The organism is Halomonas litopenaei, assembly GCF_003045775.1.
GTDB classification, from domain to species: Bacteria; Pseudomonadota; Gammaproteobacteria; order Pseudomonadales; family Halomonadaceae; genus Halomonas; species Halomonas litopenaei.
In genome coordinates, this window is record NZ_PXNS01000001.1 from 988140 (window position 1) to 1012110 (window position 23971).

Sequence of the window (23971 nt, forward strand, 5' to 3'; positions counted from 1 at the left end):
TTCCCTTGCTCAGCCTCTTGCCCCTCCTCCTTCCCCGTCTCCGGTCGGCCTCGATGGCGGCCCGATCCGATCGTGGTGGATATTTCCCCGCCGTCCGGCAGTGGCGGTGGGCATGGGCTTTGCCCGTCAGGGAGGAGGCTTGATGGCCGGACCTGTGCTGGTGTTCGACTCCGGCGTGGGCGGGCTTTCCGTGGTGGCGGCGCTCAGACGCCATCTGCCCGATACGGCGCTTGCCTACTGCTGCGACAACGCCATGCTGCCCTACGGTACGCGGCCGGACCCTTGGTTGGTCGAGCGGATCGTCGCGGTGTGCGAGGCGGCGGTGAATCGTACCGGTGCCGATACCCTGGTGGTGGCCTGCAATACCGCCAGCACCCTGGCACTGGAGGCCTTGCGCGAACGCCTGGACGTGCCGGTGGTGGGCACGGTGCCGGCGATCAAGCCGGCCGCCCAGGCCAGTCGCAGTGGGCATCTGGCACTGCTGGCCACCAGCGCAACGGTCGCCCGGCCCTACACCCAGCGGCTGATCGACAGCTATGCGCCGCACTGCCAGGTCGAGAAGGTGGCCGCCGACGCGCTGGTGGCCGAGGCGGAGCGCGCCATCCAGGGGCACGCTATCGATCCTGCGGTGGTTCGCCAGGCGCTGTCAGCGCTCGTGGAGGATGCCCGTATCGATACGGTGGTGCTGGGCTGTACCCACTTTCCCTTGCTGCGTCGCTGGCTCGACGAGGCCATGCCGCGGGCCGTCACCTGGGTAGACTCCGGCGACGCCATTGCCCGACGGACGGCCCAGGTGGCGGTGGGCCCGGATGCCCGACAGGGCCTCGATGCGGCCTGGGTCACGAGTCTATTGCGGGATTCGTCAGGTGCGACGGACGCCTCGGAAAGGCTGACGCGAGGGCTTGCGTCCTTCGGCTTTGCGGCCCCTTGCCTGCTGGACGTGCCCAGCGCTTGACCCACCTCTTGTACACCGTCCGGCAGCGGCGTTGACCACGCCGTCATCGCCCACGTCATTTGTTTATTGTTCATCGTTTTCCAGGAGTTTCCGTGGCCATACCCGTCGTTGAACCCGAACGCTATGCCGAACAGCTCGCCGCCAAGCGTGATCGCCTGGTCGAGCAGTTTGCGCGGTTTTCTCCGCCCGAGCTCGAGGTTTATCCGTCACCGCCGAGTCACTACCGGCAACGCTGCGAGTTTCGCGTCTGGCATGAGGGCGACGATCTCTACTATGTGATGTTCGAGGTCAATCCCGAGGACCCCGACGACAAGCGGCTGGTACGCATGGACCAGTTCGCTGTGGCCAGTGAACGCATCAATGCCCTGATGCCGGCGCTGCTCGACGCCATCCGTGACAACCCGGTGATGCGGCGCAAGCTGTTTCAGGTGGAGTTTCTGACCACCCTGGCGGGTGAGACGTTGATCAGCCTGATCTACCACCGGCCGCTGGAAGACGACTGGGAGCGGGATGCCCGGGAACTCGAGCGCGAGCTTGGGGTGATGATCATCGGCCGCTCACGCAAGCAGCGGCTGGTGCTGACCCGCGACCACGTGTGGGAACGTCTCGAGGTGGACGGACAGGTACTGCACTACCAGCAGGTGGAAAACAGCTTTACCCAGCCCAATGCGCGCATCTGCGCCTCCATGCTGTCCTGGGCACGGGAGGTGACCGCGGGCAGCCAGCAGCAGGACCTGGTCGAGCTCTACTGCGGCAACGGCAACTTCACCATCGCCCTGGCAGAGAATTTTCGCCGGGTTCTGGCCACCGAGATCTCGCGCACCTCGGTGGCCAGCGCCAGGGTCAATCTCGAGGCCAACGCGGTGACCAATGCCTTTGTCGCGCGGATGTCTGCCGAAGACTTCTCTTCTGCGCTCAAAGGGGAGAAAACAGGCCGGCGAGTGGACGAGATGTGCCTGGGTGACTATGACTTCTCCACAGTGCTGGTGGACCCACCGCGGGCCGGTCTGGACGCCGACAGCTGTGATCAACTGAGTGAATACCCGCGTATCGTCTATATTTCATGCAATCCGGACACCCTGGCCGTCAATCTCGAACAGCTCACCAGGACGCACCGCATCGTTCGTTTCGCTCTGTTTGACCAGTTCCCCTTCACCCATCACTGTGAGTGCGGGGTCTTGCTGGAACGGCGCTCCTGAGGCGCCAACGAGCCTAACGCAAGCGTGCTGTCAAGGGGGGATGCGTAACCGTCATGCTCCATGAGAAGGCGGGCATCTGGATGGGGGTGGGGTGGGGATTGGCGTAAGCTTGCCGAATGCGCCAGGAGCGCCGGATGCGTAGCGCCGCGCAGCACGCTCGTCACTACCTTTACACAGGCCACAGTGAAGTGGCCGCCGCCAACCGAGGTGAGGATGTTACACGTCGCACAGGATGACAGTCGCGAGGATCTGCTCAAGCAACTCGAGGAAAAGCTGGAAGGACGCCTCGATCAGGAAAAGGCCGGTCTGGTGGGTGACTTCGCTCGCCATTTCTACTCCACGGTGCCGCTGGAGGATCTGAGCGAGCGGCGCCTGGATGATCTGTACGGCGCCACCCTGTCGGTGTGGCACTTCCTGCAGCAGTTCGATCCGGCCTCACCCAAGGTCAAGGTCATGAACCCTGACTTCGAGGAGCACGGCTGGCAGTCGACCCACACCTTTGTCGCGGTGCTGCACGAAGACATGCCGTTTCTGGTCGACTCGGTGCGCATCGAGCTCAACCGTCGTGGCATGACCGTCCACGCCATCCACAATTCGGTACTGTCGGTCGCTCGTGACAAGCAGCACCGGGTCGAGCGTGTGTCGTCTCCGGGTGAAAAGGACGCCCCCGAGCATCGTGAGTCGCTGATCGCCATCGAGGTGGATCGTCACTCCGACCCCGAGGAGCTGTCGGCCATCGAGCAGAGCATCCACGAGGTGCTGAAGGAAGTGCGCACGGCGGTGGCGGACTTCGATCCGATGCGCGCGCGCATCCGCGAGACCATCGACGAGCTCAAGAATTGCTGCCCGGGCCCGATCGACAAGGCCGATCACGACGAGGCGGTGGCCTTCCTCGAATGGATGCTGGAAGACAACTTCACCTTCCTCGGTTATGACGAGTTCACCGTCGACAAGGACAACGGTGGCCAGAGCCTCAATCAGGTCGACGGCAGCGAGCTCGGTCTGTTCCGTCTGTCCGATGCCCAGTATCGCCAGCGTATCCGCACCGACCAGGGAGTCGAGGGCGATCGCTACGTGCTGGTGCCGCAGCTTCTGTCATTCGCCAAGAGCGCCTTCCACGCCCGCGTCCACCGTCCCACCTATCCGGACTACGTGACCATCGATCGCTATGACGACAAGGGCAACGTCATCGGCGAGCGTCGCTTTCTGGGGCTGTTCACCGCTGGGGTCTACAACGACTCGCCGCGTCATATTCCGATCCTGAGGCGCAAGCTCAAGACGGTGATGGATATCGCCGGCTTCAACCCCAAGGGCCACAACGGCAAGCAGCTGACCCAGATCCTCGAGGTCTATCCCCGCGACGACCTGTTCCAGATCGACACCGACGAGCTGGCCCAGACGGCGCTGGGTATCCTCGATATCCGTGAACGTCGCCGGGTGCGGCTGTTCATCCGCGAGGATCGCTTCGGTCGCTTCTATTCGTGCCTGGTATTCGTACCGCGCGATGTGTTCTCGACCGAGCTTCGTCTGCGTCTGCAGAACCTGCTTTGCGAGGAACTCGACGCCACCTTCGGTGACTTCAACACCTACCTGTCCGAATCGGTGCTGGCGCGGATCCAGTTCATCCTGCGCTTCAACGGCGACACGCCGACCGACTACGACATCAAGGCGCTGGAAGAGAAGCTGGCGCGGCTCGCCCGCAACTGGCGTGACGATCTGCTCAATGCCGCCATCGAAGGCTTCGGCGAGGAACACGCCAACCAGCTGCTGGATCGCTTCCGCGACGCCTTCCAGGCCAGCTACCAGGAAGACTTCAGTGCCCGCACCGCGGTCTACGACCTGCAGCACATCGGCGAGCTGGACAACGGCAAGCCGCTGGCGCTGTCGCTGTACCGACTGATCGAGGAAGAGGGCAGCGGCGTCAACCTCAAGCTGTTCCACAAGCGCAAGCCGATTCCGCTGTCCGACGTGCTGCCGATGATGGAAAACCTGGGGCTCAGGGTCATCGGTGAACGCCCCTACGAGGTCGAGGCGGTGGACGAGAGCTACTGGATCCACGACTTCGATCTGGAGCATCACACCGACACCGAGGTCAACCTGCAGGAGATGCGCAAGCCGTTCATCGAGGCCTTCCAGCGCATCTGGGCCGGCGAGGCGGACAACGACCGCTTCAACCGTCTGATCATCGGCGCCAACCTCGACTGGCGTGAAGTGGCGATGCTGCGCTCCTACGCGCGTTATCTGAAGCAGATCCGCTTCGGCATCTCCCAGAACTTCATCGCCAATGCACTGGTGGCCCACCCGCAGATCACCCGCGAGCTGGTGACCCTGTTCGAGCTGCGCTTCGATCCCGAGGATCGTCCCGCCGAGGGTGAGATCGAGGCCTGCGTCGAGCGCATCAATGGCCTGCTCGACGACGTCGCCAGCCTCAACGACGACCGGCTGCTGCGTCGTTACGTGGAGCTGATCCAGGCGACCCTGCGCACCAACTACTATCAGAAGACCGAAGACGGCGGCTTCAAGGACTACCTGTCGTTCAAGCTGGAACCGTCCAAGGTCACCGGCATGCCCAAGCCGCGCCCGATGTTCGAGATCTTCGTCTGCTCGCCGCGGGTCGAGGGTGTTCACCTGCGCGGTGGCAAGGTCGCCCGTGGCGGCCTGCGCTGGTCGGACCGCCACGAGGACTTCCGTACCGAGGTGCTCGGGCTGGTCAAGGCGCAGCAGGTCAAGAACTCGGTGATCGTGCCGGTGGGGGCCAAGGGCGGCTTCGTGTGCAAGCGCATGCCGGAAGGTGCCGATCGCGAGACCACCCAGAAGGAAGGCATCGCCTGCTACCAGACCTTCATCCGCGCGCTGCTGGACGTGACTGACAATCTGGTCGGTGGCGAGGTCGTCGAGCCGAAGAACGTGGTACGCCACGACGAGGCCGACCCCTACCTGGTGGTGGCGGCCGACAAGGGCACCGCCACCTTCTCCGACATCGCCAACGAGATTTCCATCGAGTATGGCCACTGGCTGGGTGACGCCTTTGCTTCCGGCGGCGCCAACGGCTACGACCACAAGAAGATGGGCATCACCGCCAAGGGCGCCTGGGAGTCGGTCAAGCGCCACTTCCGTGGCCTCGGCATCAACACCCAGTCCGACGAGTTCAGCGTGGTCGGTATCGGTGACATGGCCGGTGACGTCTTCGGCAACGGCATGCTGCTGTCCGAGACCATTCGCCTGGTCGGTGCCTTCAACCATATGCACATCTTCGTCGATCCGACGCCGGATGCGGCCAGCACCTTCAAGGAGCGCAAGCGCCTGTTCGAGATGCCGCGCTCCAGCTGGGAAGACTATGACTCCTCGTTGATCTCCGAAGGCGGCGGCGTCTTCTCCCGTGCGGCCAAGTCGATCAAGATCACGCCGCAGATGAAGGAGGTCTTCGGCATCAGCGAAGACAAGCTGCCGCCCAATGAGCTGATCCAGGCGATGCTGCGCTCGAAGGTCGACCTGATCTGGAACGGCGGCATCGGCACCTACGTCAAGGCCAGCACCGAGACCGACGCAGAGGTCGGCGACAAGGCCAACGACGTGCTGCGCATCGACGGCAAGGAACTGAACTGCCGAGTGGTAGGCGAGGGCGGCAACCTTGGCCTGACCCAGCGCGGGCGCATGGAGGCGGCGGCGCGTGGTGTGCGCGTCAACACCGACTTCATCGACAACGCCGGCGGGGTCAACTGCTCCGACCATGAGGTCAACATCAAGATCCTGATCGATGAGGTGGTGGCCAACGGTGACATGACCGACAAGCAGCGCAATCAGCTGCTGGCGGACATGACCGAGGAAGTCAGCGAGCTGGTGCTGACCGACAACTATCGTCAGACCCTGGCGCTGGATCTGTCCGAGCGGCTGTCCCACCAGGGGATCGGGCCCTATCGCCGCTTTATCAGCGAACTGGAAGCGGCCGGTCAGATCGATCGCGAACTCGAGTTCCTGCCCTCCGACGAGGAGCTCCAGGAGCGTTCCGCCAATGACCAGGGCATGGTGTTGCCGGAGCTGTCGGTGCTGATCTCCTACGCCAAGAGCACGCTCAAGGGCGACCTGATCGCTTCCGACGTGCCCGACGACGAGATCATCGCCCAGCACGCCACCCGGGCCTTCCCCCAGAGCCTGGTGGAGCGCTACCGCGACCAGGTCCTGAGCCACCGCCTGAAGCGCGAAATCGTGGCGACCCAGCTGGCCAACGATCTGGTCGACCACATGGGCATCGTGTTCACCCGCCGGCTGATCGACTCCACCGGCATGGGGCGTGCGGACATCGCGCGGGCCTACGTCATCGCCCGTGACAGCTTCCAGCTGCCCAAGCTGTGGGAGCAGATCGAAGCGCTCGACAACCAGATCTCGACCGATATCCAGTACGGCATGATGCTCGACCTGATGCGCATGATTCGCCGCGCTTCACGCTGGTTCCTGCGCCATCGTTCGGGCCAGGCTGCCGGTGACTGCATCGAGTACTACCAGCCGCGTATTGCCCAGCTGCAGGAGAATATCGGCAAGCGTCTGCGTGGCGAGGAACTCGAGGCCTGGCAGGCCCGCCGTGACGAACTCGTCGACGCCGGGGTGCCCGAGGCGCTGGCCTCCACCGTGGCCGCGGCCGATAGCCTGTACGCGGCGCTGGGCATCATCCAGACCGCCCGCCAGGTCAACGAGAAGCCGCAGAAGGTGGCCGAGGTCTGCTACGAGATCGGCGCCCGTCTGGAGCTGCCGTGGATGATCCAGCAGGTTACCGCCTTGCCGGTGAAGGATAGCTGGCAGGCCCAGGCGCGGGAGACCTTCCGCGACGACATCGAGCGTCAGCAGATGGCGTTGACCGCCAGCGTGATGAAGATGGAGAGCGGCGCCCGCGATACCGCCGGACGTGTCGATCAGTGGCTCAAGCACCACGAGTCCATGCACAAGCGCTGGTGCCGCCTGATCAACGAGGTCGACAGTGGCGCCCAGGGCGGCTTCCCGCTGTTTGCCGTGGCGGTGCGTGAGCTGGTGGATCTGGCCGAGAGCAACAGCGAGGTCTAGACCCCGGGTCAGTGAGTCGACCACTAGAGGACGCCCACGGGCGTCCTCGTCGTAGCCGACACCGATCGAGTGAATCCGTGGCGTTGGTTCACACAACGCGGTGGTTTTTGCTAAGTGGCGGTACACACAACGCAAGAAGGGCGCCCCCAGGGGCGCCCTTCTTGCGTCTGGCCTTTGCAGGCATTGTCGGCAACCAACGGACCGAGGCTTAGCGGCAGCTGATGCTCCAGATTGCCTTGAAGCCTTCGCTGTCGTCGTTCAGCGCCGCCAGGTTGGTGTCTTCGTTGACGGTGCCGCCTTCGACCATGGCCTCGGCGCGCTCACGCTTTTCCGGGCTGGTGTTGGGGCCAAGCACCTGTTGCTCCTCGATGATGAATTCGTCGCGATCCTGGGCCTCGCACTGCTCCAGTGCGCGCTCCTTGGCCTCTTCCAGGGCTTCCTGGCGATCATCGCCGAGCCCGGTGACGATGTAGTCGGTGCTCTCTTTCTCCATCGAGGCGCTGTCGCTGGCGCAGCCGGCAAGGCCGAGGGCGGCAACGGCGCCGAGGGCAAGCATCATGGGGCGAGTCTTGATCATCATGCGGTCTCTCCTTTTCCGTCTCGGGGATCCCTGTTTCCAGCAGGGATGGGCGCTTGTCACCCGCGCCTTGCTGACCATGCTAACGAATCAGCACAGCAGCACAAGAGTAGCGTACCGGCGACGGGGGGTGTCGCAGACAGGAGACGGCAGGCAAGGGATGGTAAACAAGAGCCGGCAGATAAGCGACAGCAGACGAGGGGCGCACCAAGCGGGAGGCAGGTGCCGGCAGACTAGCGATGCAGGTGGCGGGACCATCGATCGGCCATCAGTGCCCGTGGGGCAGTGATGGCCGGTCGATGAATCCGCTCAGCGAAGCGCTACAGCAGGAAGATCGTCGCCAGGCCGAGGAAGGACATGAAGCCGATCACGTCGGTGACGGTGGTCAGAATGACCGAGCCGGACAGCGCTGGATCGATGTTCATGCGCTTGAGCACGAGGGGAATCACGATGCCGCAGACCCCGGCGGCCAGCATGTTGATGACCAGGGCGGCGGCGATGATCACGCCGATCGCCACGCTCTTGAACCAGAGCACCGCCAGCACCGCCACCACCAGTGCCCAGACGACACCGTTGAGCAGGGCAATGCCGACCTCCTTGCGCAGCAGCCAGTTGCTGTTGGTCTTGCTGATCTGGCCAAGGGCGAGGCCACGAATGGCCAGGGTCAGGGTCTGGCTGCCGGCGATGCCGCCCATGCTGGCGACGATCGGCATCAGTACCGCCAGCGCCACCACCTTCTCCAGGGCATCCTCGAACTGACCGATGACCCAGGCGGCGAGAAAGGCGGTCAGCAGGTTGATGCCGAGCCATACCGCACGACGCTTGGCGCTGGGTAACACCGGCGCGAACAGGTCTTCCTCCTCGTCGAGGCCGGCCATGTTCATCAGCGCCTGTTCGGAGTTCTCTTGGATGACGTCGACGATATCGTCGATGACGATACGGCCGATCAACATGCCGTCGTTGTCCACCACCGGGGCCGACGTCAGGTCGTGGGTCTGGAACAGGGTGGCCACGTCGCGGGACTTCATGTCGCCCTGGATGACGTCGACGTCGGCGTCCATCAGCTCCGCCACCGAGGTCTCCTGATCATGGGAAACCAGCCGGGCCAGCGGCAGCACGCCGACGAAGTGGCCGATGCGGTCCACCACCATCAGGTTGTCGGTGTTGTCCGGGATCGACTCCTTCCAGCGCAGAAAGCGCTGCACCGTCTCGAGGGTGACGTCGGAGCGCACCCCGATGGCGTCGGTGCGCATCAGGCGCCCGGCGCTGTCTTCCTCGAACGACAGGGTCTCCTGCAGACGAGTGCGCTGCATCTCGTCCATGGTGCGCAGCATGTCCTCGGCCACCTGCTTGGGCAGGTCCTCGAACAGCTCTGCCAGGTCGGCGGTGTCCAGGCTTGCCGTGGCGGCGACGATCTCCTCGGGGTCCATGTCCTCGAGCAGGGTGCTGCGCACCTCGTCATGGACGTGCAGCAGGACTTCGCCGTCGTCCTCCGCTGGTACCTGTTCCCATAGCCTGATGCGCTCGCTCAGCGGCAGCGATTCGAGCAGCAGGGCGACCTCGGCGGGTTCGAGATCCTCCAGGGCCTCGGAGACCTCCTGGGGGTTCTCGTCTTCCAGGGCCAGGTGGATGCGCGACAGCTGGCTTTCAAACGTCTCGGTCACTTCTGTCATGGGCCCTCCCGGCATATGTCGCTGACTGACAAGACAACGATCGTGTCCTACGTTGATGGAGTTAGTAGAACACAACTATTTACAAAGAAAAGGAGTGGCGAATGGCTGGATCGAGCGAGGGCTACCACGAACCGGTGGAAGAGTTGACGGCGCAGACCCGGGATTATCATCGCGCCATCGTGTCGTTGATGGAGGAACTGGAGGCAGTCGACTGGTACAACCAGCGAGTTGACGCCTGTCAGGACGAAGATCTACGCAAGATCCTCGAACATAACCGTGATGAGGAAAAGGAGCACGCGGCCATGACCCTGGAGTGGCTGCGCCGCAAGGATCCCGCCATGGACAAGTATCTACGCGAGTTTCTGTTTACCGAAGGGGACATTGGACACTGACGACCTGGGATGAAAGCCCGTTTGGGCAAAACGGCTGAGGTCTGATTCAGGAAGTCGTCGTGGCGTCGCGGCTGCGCTATACTCGCGCCCGGCCGCGCGCCCTCGTCCTTTTTCGCCTCGGAGACGCCATGTACGATCTCGCCCGCTCCCTGTTGTTTCGCCTGGATCCCGAACGGGCCCACGGCCTGTCCTTGACGTCGCTGGACTGGGCGGCGCGCGTGAAGGCGACGCGGTTGCTGGCAGGTGCCCGCGTGGACGATCCGGTCAACGTGATGGGCTTGAGCTTCCCCAACCGTATCGGCCTGGCGGCGGGGCTCGACAAGAACGCCGATCACCTCGACGCCCTGGGGGCGCTGGGCTTCGGCTTCGTCGAGGTCGGCACCGTGACCCCCAGGGCCCAGTCCGGCAACCCCAAGCCCCGGCTGTTCCGCCTGCCCGAGCGTGGCGCCATCATCAATCGCATGGGGTTCAACAACCTCGGCGTGGATCACCTGGTGGAGCAGGTAAAGGCCAGCCGCTACCGCGGGGTGATCGGCATCAATATCGGCAAGAACCTGACCACCTCGGTGGAGGACGCCGGTGACGACTACCTTTACTGCCTGGAGCGGGTTCACGCTCACGCCGACTACGTGGCGGTCAATATCTCGTCACCGAATACTCCGGGGCTACGCAACCTGCAGTTCGGCGACCACCTCGATGAGTTGCTCGGACGCCTGCGCTCGACAGGCACTCGCCTCGATGAACAGAGTGGGCGTCGTGTGCCGCTGGCGGTAAAGATCGCCCCGGACATGGACGAGGAAGAGGTCGTTCTGGTGGCGCGGGCGCTGGCGGACAATGGCATCGACGCGGTGATTGCCACCAACACCACGGTATCCCGTGAAGCGGTGCAAGGGCTTGCGCACGCCGATGAGCAGGGCGGACTGTCGGGTTGCCCGGTGTTCGATGCCTCCAACCTTGTGATCGAGCGGCTGCGCCAGGCGTTGCCCGACATGCCGATCATCGGCGTCGGCGGCGTCGACAGTGGCCAGGCGGCGGTGGCCAAGCGTCAGGCAGGGGCGGATCTGGTGCAGGTGTATTCGGGCTTTATCTACCGCGGACCGGGGCTGGTCCGGGAGTGCGCCAGGGCGCTGGCGTCGGCGCGCTGAAAGGGCGGGCAGCAAAAAGCCCATGGCGTCTTGTGCCATGGGCTTGGCGGGTCTTTCCTTTACCTCGACAGTACTGCGTTATCAGAGCACCATGGGGTTCTTGTGAATGCCGGACACTCCCGTCATGCCCGACCACTGGTCCCCACGACCTTCACGCCAACCGCTCATCCAGTATTCCCGTAGATTGATGTCCTGGCTGGGGCAGTCATCGCGGGATCTACCCGAGAGACCGGCCTTGTAGCCATGTACATAGGCACGCTGGAAGCGATCACGTTTCTGTCGTTTCATGGGTCTACCTCGTGACAAAGGTACCAATCTGACCTGCCCCTGCGGGAAATTCGGGGGATGCAAGCGGCAGGCCCGTGATGCCCAAGCCCTGCGATGTGCAGGCTCTCCCGAGTCGCACGAAATGAAGGCTTGTTGACAGGGACACATGTGTCGTATCTCGTAGCTACCATTCCATTGATAGCGTAAGCCGCTCGGCATTGTCGACTGTTGTTTTGTAACAACCTGTTCACCTTGTCGTCATGAAATGGTTAACCGAATAATGGCTTTCGCAGTCATCATTAATGTAGGAGAAGCAAGTGCCTGAGAAGCTTGACCTTCTGGCAACCTGTCCACGGGGCATCGAACAACTGTTAGCCGACGAGCTAGTCACATTCGGCTTGACACCGGGCAAGACCACCGTGGCAGGCGTGAACGCCGAGGGCGATCTCGAGGGTGCCTACCGGGCCTGTCTGTGGTCGCGCCTGGCCAACAGGGTCATCCTGTGTCTGTCGCGAACGGAAGGCGTCGAAACGCCGGATGCCCTGCACGATGCCGCCGCCGCCGTCGACTGGCAGCGCCATCTGCCTGCCGGTGCCACCATCGCGGTGGACTTTCATGGTCGCAGTGACGAGATTCGACATACCCGCTTCGGCGCCCAGACGGTCAAGGATGGCGTGGTCGACCGTCTTGGTGCGGCCGGCCAGGCGCGTCCCGATGTCGACGTCCGTAATCCCGACGTGCGCCTGTATGCCCACCTGCACCGTGGCCGCTTGACGCTGGGCATCGACCTGTCCGGCGACAGCCTGCACCGGCGCGGCTATCGTCGCGATACCGGCCACGCCCCGCTCAAGGAAAACCTGGCGGCGGCGCTGCTGGTGCGCGCCGGCTGGCCGGAGTTGGCCAAGCAGGGCGCGCCGCTGGTTGACCCCATGTGTGGCTCGGGCACGCTGTTGATCGAGGCCGCGCTGATGGCCGCCGACATGGCGCCCAACCTGAACCGGGAGCGCTTCGGCTTTGCCCGCTGGGCCGGCCACGACCCGGCGCTGTGGCGCGAGGTCCTGCGCGAGGCCGAGGCCCGGGCGAGCATCGGACGAAAACGCGCGCGCTCGGTGATCTTTGGCTTCGACCAGAGCCCGCCGGCGCTGTCGGCGGCCAAGACCAACGCCATGCGCGCCGGCATCCCGGCGCTGATCCACCTCGATGGCGCCAGCGTGCATCGCCTGGCGCGGCCGCGGGTGCTCGACCCCGAGCTTGCGGGGCTGGTGATCAGCAACCCGCCTTACGGCGAGCGTATCGGCGAGCTGCCGGAGCTGGTGCGGCTCTATTCGGACCTGGGCGAGCGGCTCAAGGCCGACTTCGGTGGCTGGCGCCTGGCGCTGTTCACCGGCAATCCGGACCTTGGCCACCGTCTCGGCATGCGCGCCCACAAGCAGTACGCGCTGAGAAACGGCCCGCTCGAGGCCAAGCTGTTGCTGATCGATATCGCACGCCGCGATGGCCAGAGCCAGAACCAGAACCAGGATCAGAACCGGGATCGGAGCCAGGGTCGCGGCCATGACGGTGAGGCGACGTCGACGGTCGACGGCCAGGCCAGCCCGGCCACCGGGGCAGGTGAAGGGGCGGCGTCCTCCGATACCCAGGCAACATCCACGGCACCTCGTAGCGAGGGCGCCCAGATGTTTGCCAACCGTCTGGAAAAGAACCAGAAGAAGCTGCGCAAGTGGCTCAAGCGCAGCGGCGAGAGCTGCTATCGGCTGTACGACGCCGACATGCCCGAGTATGCCCTGGCCATCGATGTCTACGGCGATCACGTCCACGTCCAGGAGTACGCCGCGCCCAAGTCCATCGACCCGTCCCAGGCCCAGCGGCGTCTGTTCGATGCCCTCGGGGTGATTCCCGAGGTGCTGGAAGTGGACCCCGGCAAGGTGGTGATCAAGCGGCGCAAGCGTCAGCAGGGCAAGTCCCAGTACGAGAAGCAGGGGCGCAGCGGCCAGCGCTTCCAGGTCACCGAAGGTCGCGCGACGCTATGGGTCAACCTGCGTGACTATCTGGACACCGGGCTGTTTCTCGATCATCGCCCGGTGCGCCGTATGCTCGGCGAGATGGCTGCCGGCAAGCGCTTTCTCAACCTGTTCTGCTACACCGCCACGGCCACGGTGCAGGCAGCGCTCGGCAGCGAGGCCGAGGGCGGCGCCAGTGACAGTGTCAGCGTCGACATGTCCAACACCTACCTGGAGTGGGCGCGGGACAATTTCGCGCTCAACCGGCTCGACCCGTCGCGCCACCGGGTGGTGCGCGACGACTGCCTGCGCTGGCTGGAGACCGCAGGCGGCGAGTTCGACCTGATCTTCATGGACCCGCCGACCTTCTCCAACTCCAAGAAGATGGAAGACACCCTGGATGTCCAGCGGGACCATCCGCGCCTGGTGCGCCTGGCCATGGCTCGGCTGGCGCCGGGCGGTACCCTGGTGTTCTCCAACAACCAGCGGCGCTTTCAGATGGATGACGAGCTTGCCGTCGACTTCGAGGTCAAGGACATCTCGCGTCAGACCTTCGACCCTGACTTCAGCCGCCGGCCGGACCTGCACCACTGCTTCCTCATCCGCCATCGGCAGGCGTCGTGATGGTGCTGACGCTCTACACCACCCTGGGCTGCCATCTGTGCGAGCAGATGGAAGCCCTGGTGCGTGCCCTTGCCCGGGTGGAGTTCACCATCGAGCGTATCGAGATCAGCGAAGACGACACCCTGCTTCGCCGGTACGGCGAGAGGATCCCGGTGCTGATCGACGCTGAACGTCCCGATGACGTCCTGGAGGGGCGGGTGGAGCCCGACGCCGTCGTGCGCTGGCTGGCGACACGCGGGTGGTTGAGCGAGCAAGCGGTCGCTGTGCAAGCCGAAGCGGACTCGGCGAGCCAGGGGAGGGAGGCTCCCGCAGTAACAGCGACCCGGGTGAAAGGACGCCGCGTCTTCGGCAAGCTCTGAACGGGTGCCGGGATGGCTGTAGGATGACTGTAACAAGGGCTATGTCGAGAGCGCCCGTGGTGGTGGCCTCGTCGCCATGGCGGCCACCGCGTTAGCGGCGGGTCGCCAGGGCAGCCGCCAGCTCTCGCTGGTAGGCCTCGAGATGTGACGTCGGCTCCTCGTCAAGACGCCCCAGTGCCACCGCCAGTTCGAAGAAGCCAGGGCCCGGCAGTTGGGGTGCCTGGCGGCTGACCACCAGGGCGGCGATCAGCGGTCGTTCGGCCGCGACGTCCTCGCGCATGGTGATTTCCAGGGCTTCGGCCACCCGGCGGATGGTGCGTGGCGGGGTGAGTCCGAGGGCCTCGGCGGCCTGCTGGTAGGTGATCGGCAGGGCGCTGTCGGGCAGGCTCTCCAGCAGGGCACGCAGTCGGGGAGCCAGGCTGGCAGGGGAGGTGTCCGCCATGTTCAGTGGCCGTCCAGCAGTGACAGTTGCCCCATGGCCTCACGGCCTTCCGGGCTATGGTCGTCGGCTTCCAGGACCTTGGTGAAACCTCGCGATCCGAGGATGGTCTTCTCGTCTTCCAGCCACATCATGGCCTGACCGTAGTCATCGGCCAGCTGATGCTTGAGCCCGCCGAACTGGGTACCGATCTGGCCCCAGGCACGGCTGAAGATCCAGTCGCCGAACATGTCCTGGTGCACGTGCACGAGGACATAGTCATGGTCGGTTTCCCAGCGGACGATCACGGCGACTCCCGTCATATCACTTGGTGGCTACGGAGGGCGGGCGCCGGCTCCGTGTCTGGAAACGCTGATAAAGCCTTTGCAGTGTTTCCATTATGGTTATCATGGGCATTGTAAGCCCTTGAGGCTAATCCACAAATAGCCCGGTTGCATGACCGGGAGCCCGATACCTGCGACCCGGGGAGCCCCATGAAGATTCTTGTCGATGCCAACGTGCCCGCCGCCGATGCCTGCTTTGCGCCGCTTGGCCAGGTCAGCCGTCGGCCGGGGCGCGAGATCGACGCCGACAGCCTGGCCGATGTGGATGCCCTGGTGATTCGCTCGATTACGCGTCTCGACGCCGATTTGATCGAGGCCGCCAAGGCCAAGGGCTCGCCGCTGTCTTTCGTCGGCAGTTGCACCATTGGCACCGACCACGTCGACCAGGCCGCCCTGGCGCGCCATGCCATCACCTTCGCAAGCGCCCCTGGCTGCAATGCCGAGCCGGTGGTGGACTACGTGCTGTCGGCGTTGATGCTGGCCTGCGAGCGTCGTGGTCAGTCGCTGCTCGAGCGTCGCGTGGGTATCGTCGGCGTCGGCAATGTAGGCGGCCGGCTGGCGGCCCGTCTGGCTGCCATGGGCATCGAGCACCGGCTGTGCGACCCACCAAGGGCAGAGAGAGAAGCCGGCAGCAGAGCCGGTGACGAGAACGGCCAGGACTTTGTCGAGCTGGACGCCCTGATCGACAGCTGCGACGTGCTGTGCCTGCATACCCCGCTGGTGCGCGAGGGACGCCACGCTACTCGCCACCTGCTCGACGCCCGGCGCATCGAGGCGCTGGCGCCCGGTACGCTGCTGCTCAATGCCGGACGTGGCGACTGCGTCGACGGTCAGGCGCTGAGCCGACGCCTGGCTCGCGGTGATGACCTCGCCGCACTGCTCGACGTGTGGGAGGAAGAGCCCTCCATCGACCAGGTACTGGCGCACCAGGTCGCCCTGGCCACGCCCCATATCGCGGGGCATAGCCTGGACGGCAAGCTGCGCGGTACCCATCAGATCCATCAGGCGCTGGTGGCCCACCTGGGGCTGGGGGAAAGGGTTTCCCTCGCGGAGCTGCTGCCCGCTCCCGCGTTGTCACGCCTGGTGCTCGATGGCGGCCTGTCGCCGGAGGAGGCGCTGGCGCTTTGCATGCGGGCGGTGTATGACCCGCGGCGCGATCATGATCGACTGCTGCGAGCCATGGCCGTCGATGACCCGGGCAAGGGCTTTGATCAGTGTCGGGCGAGTTATCCGCTGCGTCGTGAGTTTTCGACCCTGACGCTGGAGCTTGTCGGCCAGGCGCAGGAGCTGGCGCCCCTGCTGTCCGGGGCCGGCTTTCAAGTGGACTGCCGCTGACTCAGACGGCACCGCTGACACAGACGGCACCTGCTGACACAGACGGTACCGCCGCCCAAGTGGTCTTGCCCGACCAGCTGCATGGACACCCCAAGGGCCCGACGCCATGCGCCGGGCCCTTGTCTGTTGGGGCGGACACCCTCTACTGCGACTTCCATCGTGTGTTGCGGCCAAGTCTTGGCGTTGCCTGGGTGTCAGCAGGTTACAGCCCCATGGCCGAGGAGGTGGAACGGCGCGGATCGGCGCCGCCGTAGAAGACGCCGTCCTCGATCAGGATCGACTGGGCGGCACCCATGGCCTCCTGCTGGTTGACGGTGTGGCCCATGCTCTCCAGCAGGTCCAGGGTGTCGGGGCTGACGCCCTGTTCGATACGGATTTCGTCGGGCAGCCACTGGTGGTGGATGCGCGGCATGCTGACCGCCGCCTGGATATTCATGTCGTGGTCGATCACGTTCATCAGCACCTGCAGGGTGGTGGTGATGATGCGCGAGCCACCGGGGCTGCCGGTGATCAGGTAGTTCTTGCCGTCGCGCTTGACGATGGTCGGCGTCATCGACGACAGCATGCGCTTCTCCGGCTCGATCTTGTTGGCTTCGCCGCCGATCAGGCCGTAGGCGTTGGGTACCCCGGGCTTCGCCGAGAAGTCGTCCATCTCGTTGTTGAGCAGGAAGCCGGCGCCGTCGACCACGATGCCCGAACCATAGCTGAAGTTGATGGTGTAGGTGTTGGACACCGCCAGGCCGTTGCCGTCGGCGATCGAGAAGTGGGTGGTTTCATTGGACTCGTAGGGCAGCGGGTTGCCTGGCGCGATATCGGCACTCGGGGTGGCCTGGTCGGCGGCGATATCGCTGCGTAGCTCGGCGGCGTACTCCTCGGAGGTCAGCCCGGCCAGGGGCACCTCGACGAAGTCGGTGTCACCCAGGTACTGGGAGCGATCGGCGTAGGCCCGCTTCATCGCCTCGGCCATCAGATGGATGGTGCGGGCCGAGTTGAAGCCCAGCTCGCCGATATCGTCGTCCTCGAGGATGTTGAGGATCTGCACGATATGGGCGCCACCGGAGGACGGCGGGCTCATCGCGTAAACGTCGTGGCCACGGTAGCTGCCATGCACCGGCTCGCGCACGGTGGCCTCGTAGCTGGCCAGATCCTCCAGTGTCATCAGGCCGTCGTGACGCTCCATCTCGGCGGCGATCAGCTCGGCGGTCTCACCCTCGTAGAACTCACGGGGGCCCTGTTCGGCGATGCGCTTCAAGGTGGCGGCCAGGTCCGGCTGGCGGTAGATGTCGCCGACCTGGTAGCGCGAGCCATCCTCCTTGAAGAACTTGGCGCGGCTGGCCTCCCAGGGCTCGAAGCGTTCGCTGGCGCTGTCGATGCCGTCGACGAAGCGCTGGGGCACGGCGAAGCCCTCTTCGGCAAGCTTGATGGCCGGGGCCAGGGTCTCGGCCAGGCTCATGGCGCCGTAGCGCTCCAGCGCCAGTGCCAGACCAGCCACGGTGCCGGGTACGCCGGCGGCGTTGTGGGTGTAGCGGGACAACTCGGCCACAGCGTCGCCGTTGTCGTCCTGGAACATGGTCTCGTAGGCCGCCTTGGGCGCCTTTTCGCGGTAGTCGATGGCGATGACTTCATCGCTGTTCTCGTCGGAGATCAGCATGAAGCCGCCGCCGCCGATATTGCCCGAACGCGGCTGGGTGACCGCCAGCGCAAAGCCTGCGGTGACGGCGGCGTCCACGGCATTGCCGCCGTTGGCCAGCACCTCTCGGGCCACCTCGGAGGCCAGGAAGTGGCTGGTGGCGACCATGCCGCGGGTACTGACCTCAGGATGGAAGCGTTCACCTTCCAGGATCGCCTGACTGTCGGCCAGCGCCGAGGTCGAGACGAGACCCAGAGCGAGCCCTAGCGCCGAGCCTGCGATTGCCCCGCGCAGGGAGTAGGAGACTGACATGGCATACCCTCGTGTTTTCGGTAGATCGTTGCAGGCCGCTGGCCGTGCGGCCAGAACGCCTCGTTGTACGCTGCTTAACTATTGTCGTGACGAGGCGTACGCGCAAATGGCGAAGCGATCCTGGGTGTGCCGAGAGGAGTAAGTGAAAGCCGGCTCCAACGATAACGCCCCCGCCAGGCAGGGCCGGGCGGGGGCGTTGCGAGCGCATCAAGTGTGCGCTTACTGGCGGTAGGCGGCTTCCTTGAGCGCGCGGATGCGGTCGTCCAGCGGCGGGTGGCTCGCAAACAGCTTTTCCATCAGCTTGCGGGTCTGGCCGGTGGTGATGGCGAAGGCGGTCAGGGTGTCCGGCATCTGGTCGGGCATCTGGGTCTCGGCCTTGAGTCGAGCCAGGGCATTGATCATGGCGCCGGAACCGGCGAGCTTGGCCCCGGCGGCGTCGGCGCGGTACTCGCGGAAGCGCGAGAACCAGGCGGCGATCATCGAGGCCAGGATGCCGAACACGATCTCGGCGACCATGACCACGGCAATGTAGCCAAAGAAGCCGAGGCCCTCGTTGTCGTCACGCCGCAGGAAGCTGTCGACCACCTGCGCGACCACCCGGGCGAAGAACATCACGAAGGTGTTGAGCACGCCCTGAATCAGGGCAAGCGTGACCATGTCGCCGTTGGCGACGTGGCCGATCTCGTGGGCCAGCACCGCCTTGATCTCTTCGGGCTGCATGCGGTTGAGCAGGCCGGCGGACACCGCGACCAGCGCATCGTTCTTGTTCCAGCCGGTGGCAAAGGCATTGGACTGCTGGGCCGGGAAGATGCCGACCTCCGGGGTCTTGATGTTGGCTTCGCGGGCCAGCTCGGCGACGGTGTCGACCAGCCACTGCTCGGTGGCGTTGGAGGGATTTTCGATGATCACCGTGCCGGTGGAGCGCTTGGCCATCCACTTGGAGATGAACAGCGACACCATGGAACCCGCCATGCCGAACACGAAGCAGAAGATCAGCAGGCTGTTGAAGTTGATGCCCTGGGCGTTGAGGTAGGGCTCCACGCCGAGCAGGCGCAGGGTGATACTCGCCACCAGGATCACCGCCAGGTTGGTGCCCAGGAAGAGCAGGATTCTCATCATTGCCGACATTCTCCGTAAGGAAGGAAACCTGCCGAGCCAATCGGCTCGACGGGAGGAATCAGATGCTTAGATAAGCCCTGGAGCGACAAGTTTCAAGCGCCCGGGCGCGGATGACGCTATCACCGTGCCAGCGTCGAGATAGCGGATTCGATGCTGGCACCCGGCGATGACGTCGGCGTGACCGCTTACTGGCGATAGCGCGAGAGGAAGCGGGCGAAGCGATCCAGGGCGTCGCCGAGCTGATCGGCCCAGGGCAACGTGACGATGCGCACGTGGTCCGGGTCGGGCCAGTTGAAGGCGGTACCCTGGACCAGCAGGATCTTCTCCTGCAGCAGCAGGTCCAGCACCAGTTGCTGGTCGTCCTGGATATTGAAGACCTTGGGGTCCAGGCGCGGAAAGGCGTAGAGCGCCCCCTTGGGCGTGGTGCAGCTGACCCCTGGGATGGCGTTGAGCTTTTCCACCGTGATGTCGCGCTGGGCCAGCAGGCGCCCGCCGGGCAGGATCAGGTCGTTGATCGACTGGTAGCCCCCCAGTGCGGTCTGGATGGCGTGCTGGGCGGGCACATTGGCGCACAGGCGCATCGAGGCCAGCATGGTCAGGCCCTGGATAAAGTCGTTGGCGCGCTGACGTGCCACCGCCCCGGACAGGGTCATCCAGCCGCTGCGAAAGCCGGCGCAGCGGTAGCTCTTGGACAGACCGTTCATGGTCACCACCAGCTGGTCTTCGCTGGCCAGTGCCCCGGTAGCCACGTGCACGGTGTCGTCGTAGAGGATCTTGTCGTAGATCTCGTCGGAGAACACCACCAGGTTGTGCTCACGGGCGATGTCGAGCAGCTCGCGCAGCACCTCGGGGGGATAGACCGCACCGGTGGGGTTGTTGGGGTTGATGATGACGATGGCGCGGGTGTGGCTGGTCACCTTGGCGCGGATATCGTCCATCGCCGGCGCCCAGTCGGCCTGTTCGTCGCACAGATAGTGCACGCCACGCCCGCCGGACAGGTTCACCGCAGCGGTCCACAGCGGGTAGTCGGGGGCCGGGATCAGCACCTCGTCGCCGTCGTTGAGCAGCGCCTGCATGGCCATCACGATCAGCTCGGAGACGCCGTTGCCGATGTAGATGTCCTCGATACCTACGCCAGGGATCTCCTTGCGCTGGCACTCCTGCATGATCGCCTTGCGCGCCGAGTAGAGCCCCTTGGAGTCGCAGTAGCCCTGGGCGGTGGGCAGATTGCGCATCACGTCCTGCAGGATCTCTTCCGGCGCCTCGAAGCCGAACGGCGCCGGGTTGCCGATATTGAGCTTGAGGATGCGCTGTCCTTCGTCCTCCAGCCGCTTGGCGTGCTCGAGCACGGGCCCGCGGATGTCGTAGCAGACGTTGTCGAGCTTGTGAGACTTGGAAAGGGTGGGCGTGTCCATGGCGCGGGTCTCGCTGGGTCCGTGTGTCCGTGCCCGCCGGGGCGGGAGTGTCGTTGTTGGTGAGTCCTGTCGATGCGTTGCCGGGGCGGCGGTGGCCGGGCGTGCGGCCTAGTCGTCGCTCGCCGCTTCGCCCTGGCCGCCCTGGTGAGGTGCTTCCCTCGAGGTGCCTTCCGGGGCCTGCTGCGAGCCGTCTTCCGAGGCATCTTCCTCGGCCTCGACAGCGGCTTCCTCAGGCGCCGGGATGTCCTCCGGGGTCTCCAGGGTCAGGCGCCCGAGCTTGCCGTCACGCAGTTCGTGCAACAGCACCTCGCTGCCGCGGTGCAGGTCGATCTCGCCACCGGCGCGCAGGCCACCGCGCTTGGCGGCGATCTCGGCGAGGATGGCGTGGCCATCAAAGCCGGCCAGCGCCATCAGGTCCGGGCGAGCGTCTCCGTCGGCCTCGACCTTGTCGGCGTCGGGATTGGCCTCGTAGGCCGGCAGCGCCTTGAGTTTATAGCGTGCCTTGAGCGCCTCTGGATAGCGTTTGGCCAGCTCGGCGGCGGTGATCAGGGCCACATCGACATAGTCGATGGCGGTATCGCGGATGGCGCCGCTGGCCGCCAGACGATAGGCACTGGCCTGATCCTCGATCTTTGGCCACAGCACGCCCGGGGTGTCGGTCAGCGCCACGCGACCCTGGATGCGTACCTTCTGCTGGCGCTTGGTCACCGCCGGTTCGTTACCGGTCTTGGCGATGGTGCGTCCCGCCAGACCATTGATCAGCGTCGATTTGCCGACATTGGGGATGCCCATCACCATCACTCGCACGTCGCGGTCGGCACGCACCTGGCCAGCCAGTTCATGGCACAGCTTGGGAATGCGCTTGAGCTCGCGGGTATTGGTGGTGGTCACCGCCAGGGCGCGGGTGTCTGGCTGGGCGTCGAAGTGGGCGGTCCAGGCGCGGGTACCCTCAGGATCGGCCAGATCGGCTCGGGACAGGATCTTGAGTACCGGCTTGTGGCGGGTCAGGCTCGCCAGCATCGGGTTGGCACTGGAATAGGGCAGGCGCGCGTCCAGCACCTCGATGACCACGTCGATTTCCGGCAGCGCCTCGAGAATCTGGCGTCGCGCCTTGTTCATATGTCCCGGAAACCAGCCCAGCATCTCGTTCTCCTGCCTTTTCTAAAGGGTGTTGCGCAAATGGCTCCCCATCTTATGGAAATGCGAGGCAAATGTCGCGAGCGGTGGATGACAAGGCCGCAGATGATGGAGGGCAGGGTCGCACACGGCGGGAGGCGAGGTCGCAAGGTCCGGGCGACAAGCGCGCCAGGCCCGCCGAAAAACACCTGGCGGCGGGCACAGGGGCTTGCAGCGAGAAGGAAAGGGGCAAGGGGAGAGAGACGTCTGAGGCGTAGGCCAGGGGATGGCTCAACGCCTACTCCCCCTCATGAAAGTCGATGGCCAGCGAGTTGATGCAGAAGCGCTCTCCGGTGCTGGTCGGCCCGTCGGGGAACACATGGCCCAGGTGGGCATCGCAGCGATGGCAGGTGACCTCGATGCGGTGCATGCCGTGGCTGGTGTCCTCGTGGCGCTGCACGCTTTCGCAGGACAGCGGGCGGTCGAAGCTGGGCCAGCCGCAGCCAGCGTCGAACTTGTGCTCGTTTTCAAACAAGGGGGCGTTGCAGCACACGCAGTGATAGATGCCGTGCACCTCGGTGATCTGGTAGTCACCGGTAAAGGGACGTTCCGTGCCTTTTTCGCGGGTGACGTGGTACTGCTCCGGGGTAAGCTGCTCTCGCCATTCGGCGTCGGACTTCTCGATCTTCTTGCGCATGGACGGTCTCCCGTGACGTTCGGTCGAGGCTTGCGCATCGTGGTTCGCGTCGATGCGGCACCCACGACTGCATCAAAGTCGCAGCCTCGGTATTCAAGCTAAGACGTTTGCTGCAGTTTGACCAACTCCTGCGTTCCACGATGCAGGGGAGGGTGGCTAAAGCGTCGATGGAGAGCGAATGCGTATAGAAAGAGCCTATATAGAGAAGGGCGCTGAATCGAGCAGGAAATCCTTCAGCCGGGGTTGACACTTTTGAGGGTGCTCAGTAACATACGCGCCACCTCGAGATGAGACGAGGCGGATGCGTCCCATTCGTCTAGTGGTCCAGGACACCGCCCTTTCACGGCGGGAACAGGGGTTCGAACCCCCTATGGGACGCCAACTCGAATCTCGAGGCCGGAATGCGGCAGTAGTGCGCAGCGCGGGAATAGCTCAGTGGTAGAGCACAACCTTGCCAAGGTTGGGGTCGCGAGTTCGAATCTCGTTTCCCGCTCCAATGCGTCCCATTCGTCTAGTGGTCCAGGACACCGCCCTTTCACGGCGGGAACAGGGGTTCGAACCCCCTATGGGACGCCACTTTCCGGTACAATTTGCGATGCGTTTGCGGGAATAGCTCAGTGGTAGAGCACAACCTTGCCAAGGTTGGGGTCGCGAGTTCGAATCTCGTTTCCCGCTCCATGCGTCCCATTCGTCTAGTGGTCTAGGACACCGCCCTTTCACGGCGGGAACAGGGGTTCGAACCCCCTATGGGACGCCACTTTCCGGTACAATTTGCGATGCGTTTGCGGGAATAGCTCAGTGGTAGAGCACAACCTTGCCAAGGTTGGGGTCGCGAGTTCGAATCTCGTTTCCCGCTCCATGCGTCCCATTCGTCTAGTGGTCTAGGACACCGCCCTTTCACGGCGGGAACAGGGGTTCGAACCCCCTATGGGACGCCACTTCGCAGCGCAGGCAGGACACGATGAAGACATCGTTGGACTGCATCGATCAAGCGGGAATAGCTCAGTGGTAGAGCACAACCTTGCCAAGGTTGGGGTCGCGAGTTCGAATCTCGTTTCCCGCTCCATGCGTCCCATTCGTCTAGTGGTCTAGGACACCGCCCTTTCACGGCGGGAACAGGGGTTCGAACCCCCTATGGGACGCCACTTCGCAGCGCAGGCAGGACACGATGAAGACATCGTTGGACTGCATCGATCAAGCGGGAATAGCTCAGTGGTAGAGCACAACCTTGCCAAGGTTGGGGTCGCGAGTTCGAATCTCGTTTCCCGCTCCAGTATCGAGAAGCGTCTCAAATACCTGTGAAAAGCACATCGCCAGAAGCAGCAACAGTCGCCTGAGC

At 64.4% G+C, this 23971-nt stretch carries 18 protein-coding genes and 10 tRNA genes; 18 read left to right on the forward strand and 10 right to left on the reverse strand.

Translation table 11 applies throughout. The features are described 5' to 3' along the window. Positions 1-142 precede the first annotated feature (142 nt). From murI to C6W88_RS04410, 3 genes are all read left to right on the forward strand, one after another. Positions 143-955 carry a glutamate racemase gene (gene murI, locus C6W88_RS04400; RefSeq protein WP_108131581.1) on the forward strand — a complete coding sequence of 271 codons (813 nt, stop codon included), beginning with the start codon at positions 143-145 and terminating at the stop codon, positions 953-955. Between the two features lie 92 nt (positions 956-1047). Then, entirely contained in the window at positions 1048-2154 is a 1107-nt protein-coding gene (gene trmA, locus C6W88_RS04405) for a tRNA (uridine(54)-C5)-methyltransferase TrmA (protein ID WP_108131582.1), read from the forward strand. Positions 2155-2367: 213 nt separating this feature from the next. Next, positions 2368-7209: an NAD-glutamate dehydrogenase gene (locus tag C6W88_RS04410; RefSeq protein ID WP_108131583.1), complete on the forward strand. Its 4842-nt coding sequence runs from the start codon at positions 2368-2370 to the stop codon at positions 7207-7209. Positions 7210-7417: 208 nt separating this feature from the next. Here C6W88_RS04410 and C6W88_RS04415 read toward each other — a convergent pair whose 3' ends face one another. Both C6W88_RS04415 and mgtE read right to left on the reverse strand, forming a co-directional pair. Then, positions 7418-7789 carry a hypothetical protein gene (locus C6W88_RS04415; RefSeq protein ID WP_045994896.1) on the reverse strand — a complete coding sequence of 124 codons (372 nt, stop codon included), beginning with the start codon at positions 7787-7789 and terminating at the stop codon, positions 7418-7420. Positions 7790-8106: 317 nt separating this feature from the next. Beyond that, the gene (gene mgtE / locus C6W88_RS04420) at positions 8107-9459 is read right to left on the reverse strand and encodes a magnesium transporter (RefSeq protein ID WP_108131584.1); all 1353 of its coding nucleotides are present in this window, start codon (positions 9457-9459) and stop codon (positions 8107-8109) included. Positions 9460-9560: 101 nt separating this feature from the next. Here mgtE and C6W88_RS04425 point away from each other — a divergent pair, with 101 nt between their 5' ends. Next, positions 9561-9851 carry an encapsulin-associated ferritin-like protein gene (locus C6W88_RS04425; RefSeq protein ID WP_045994894.1) on the forward strand — a complete coding sequence of 97 codons (291 nt, stop codon included), beginning with the start codon at positions 9561-9563 and terminating at the stop codon, positions 9849-9851. A 128-nt stretch (positions 9852-9979) separates the two neighbouring features. Beyond that, on the forward strand, positions 9980-10996 hold the full coding sequence (locus C6W88_RS04430) for a quinone-dependent dihydroorotate dehydrogenase (RefSeq protein ID WP_045994909.1): 1017 nt from the start codon (positions 9980-9982) through the stop codon (positions 10994-10996). A gap of 81 nt (positions 10997-11077) precedes the next feature. Here C6W88_RS04430 and rmf read toward each other — a convergent pair whose 3' ends face one another. Continuing rightward, on the reverse strand, positions 11078-11284 hold the full coding sequence (gene rmf, locus C6W88_RS04435; protein ID WP_045994893.1) for a ribosome modulation factor: 207 nt from the start codon (positions 11282-11284) through the stop codon (positions 11078-11080). A 296-nt stretch (positions 11285-11580) separates the two neighbouring features. On the opposite strand from rmf, the gene rlmKL reads away from it, so the two are divergent. Next, positions 11581-13887 (forward strand): bifunctional 23S rRNA (guanine(2069)-N(7))-methyltransferase RlmK/23S rRNA (guanine(2445)-N(2))-methyltransferase RlmL, encoded by a 2307-nt coding sequence (rlmKL, locus tag C6W88_RS04440; RefSeq protein WP_108131585.1) that lies wholly within the window; start codon positions 11581-11583, stop codon positions 13885-13887. Continuing rightward, positions 13887-14246 (forward strand): glutaredoxin family protein, encoded by a 360-nt coding sequence (locus tag C6W88_RS04445; RefSeq protein ID WP_231498503.1) that lies wholly within the window; start codon positions 13887-13889, stop codon positions 14244-14246. Before rlmKL ends, C6W88_RS04445 begins: the two co-directional genes overlap by 1 nt. A 91-nt stretch (positions 14247-14337) precedes the next feature. Here the strand turns inward: C6W88_RS04445 and C6W88_RS04450 are convergent, their stop codons facing one another. Both C6W88_RS04450 and C6W88_RS04455 read right to left on the reverse strand, forming a co-directional pair. Then, positions 14338-14688 (reverse strand): hypothetical protein, encoded by a 351-nt coding sequence (locus tag C6W88_RS04450; protein ID WP_045994891.1) that lies wholly within the window; start codon positions 14686-14688, stop codon positions 14338-14340. 2 nt (positions 14689-14690) lie between these two features. Next, entirely contained in the window at positions 14691-14972 is a 282-nt protein-coding gene (locus C6W88_RS04455) for a hypothetical protein (protein ID WP_108131587.1), read from the reverse strand. Between the two features lie 186 nt (positions 14973-15158). Here C6W88_RS04455 and pdxB point away from each other — a divergent pair, with 186 nt between their 5' ends. Then, a complete protein-coding gene (pdxB, locus tag C6W88_RS04460) occupies positions 15159-16343 on the forward strand; it encodes a 4-phosphoerythronate dehydrogenase PdxB (RefSeq protein ID WP_108131588.1) in 1185 nt (394 codons plus the stop codon). 202 nt (positions 16344-16545) lie between these two features. Here the strand turns inward: pdxB and ggt are convergent, their stop codons facing one another. The 5 genes from ggt to msrB all read right to left on the reverse strand — a co-directional run bounded on the left by ggt (position 16546) and on the right by msrB (position 22632). Next, positions 16546-18285 carry a gamma-glutamyltransferase gene (gene ggt / locus C6W88_RS04465; protein ID WP_108131589.1) on the reverse strand — a complete coding sequence of 580 codons (1740 nt, stop codon included), beginning with the start codon at positions 18283-18285 and terminating at the stop codon, positions 16546-16548. 219 nt (positions 18286-18504) lie between these two features. Then, entirely contained in the window at positions 18505-19404 is a 900-nt protein-coding gene (gene htpX / locus C6W88_RS04470) for a protease HtpX (protein ID WP_045994888.1), read from the reverse strand. 185 nt (positions 19405-19589) lie between these two features. After that, a complete protein-coding gene (locus tag C6W88_RS04475) occupies positions 19590-20819 on the reverse strand; it encodes a pyridoxal phosphate-dependent aminotransferase (RefSeq protein WP_045994887.1) in 1230 nt (409 codons plus the stop codon). A 108-nt stretch (positions 20820-20927) separates the two neighbouring features. Then, positions 20928-21962: a ribosome biogenesis GTPase YlqF gene (gene ylqF, locus C6W88_RS04480; protein ID WP_108131590.1), complete on the reverse strand. Its 1035-nt coding sequence runs from the start codon at positions 21960-21962 to the stop codon at positions 20928-20930. A 271-nt stretch (positions 21963-22233) separates the two neighbouring features. Beyond that, positions 22234-22632, reverse strand: coding sequence for a peptide-methionine (R)-S-oxide reductase MsrB (gene msrB, locus C6W88_RS04485; protein ID WP_045994885.1), 399 nt, complete (start codon positions 22630-22632; stop codon positions 22234-22236). Between the two features lie 305 nt (positions 22633-22937). Between msrB and C6W88_RS04490 the strand changes: the two genes are divergently transcribed. The 10 genes from C6W88_RS04490 to C6W88_RS04535 all read left to right on the forward strand — a co-directional run bounded on the left by C6W88_RS04490 (position 22938) and on the right by C6W88_RS04535 (position 23905). Beyond that, positions 22938-23013, forward strand: a tRNA-Glu gene (locus C6W88_RS04490). Between the two features lie 40 nt (positions 23014-23053). Beyond that, a tRNA-Gly gene (locus tag C6W88_RS04495) sits at positions 23054-23128 on the forward strand. A gap of 4 nt (positions 23129-23132) precedes the next feature. Further along, positions 23133-23208, forward strand: a tRNA-Glu gene (locus C6W88_RS04500). Positions 23209-23235: 27 nt separating this feature from the next. Further along, positions 23236-23310, forward strand: a tRNA-Gly gene (locus C6W88_RS04505). 3 nt (positions 23311-23313) lie between these two features. Then, positions 23314-23389, forward strand: a tRNA-Glu gene (locus C6W88_RS04510). A gap of 27 nt (positions 23390-23416) precedes the next feature. Next, positions 23417-23491 (forward strand) — tRNA-Gly (locus tag C6W88_RS04515). A 3-nt stretch (positions 23492-23494) separates the two neighbouring features. Beyond that, positions 23495-23570, forward strand: a tRNA-Glu gene (locus C6W88_RS04520). A gap of 53 nt (positions 23571-23623) precedes the next feature. Next, positions 23624-23698 (forward strand) — tRNA-Gly (locus tag C6W88_RS04525). A 3-nt stretch (positions 23699-23701) separates the two neighbouring features. Continuing rightward, positions 23702-23777 (forward strand) — tRNA-Glu (locus tag C6W88_RS04530). A gap of 53 nt (positions 23778-23830) precedes the next feature. Next, positions 23831-23905: transfer RNA gene (locus C6W88_RS04535), tRNA-Gly, on the forward strand. The last annotated feature ends 66 nt before the right edge of the window (positions 23906-23971 follow it).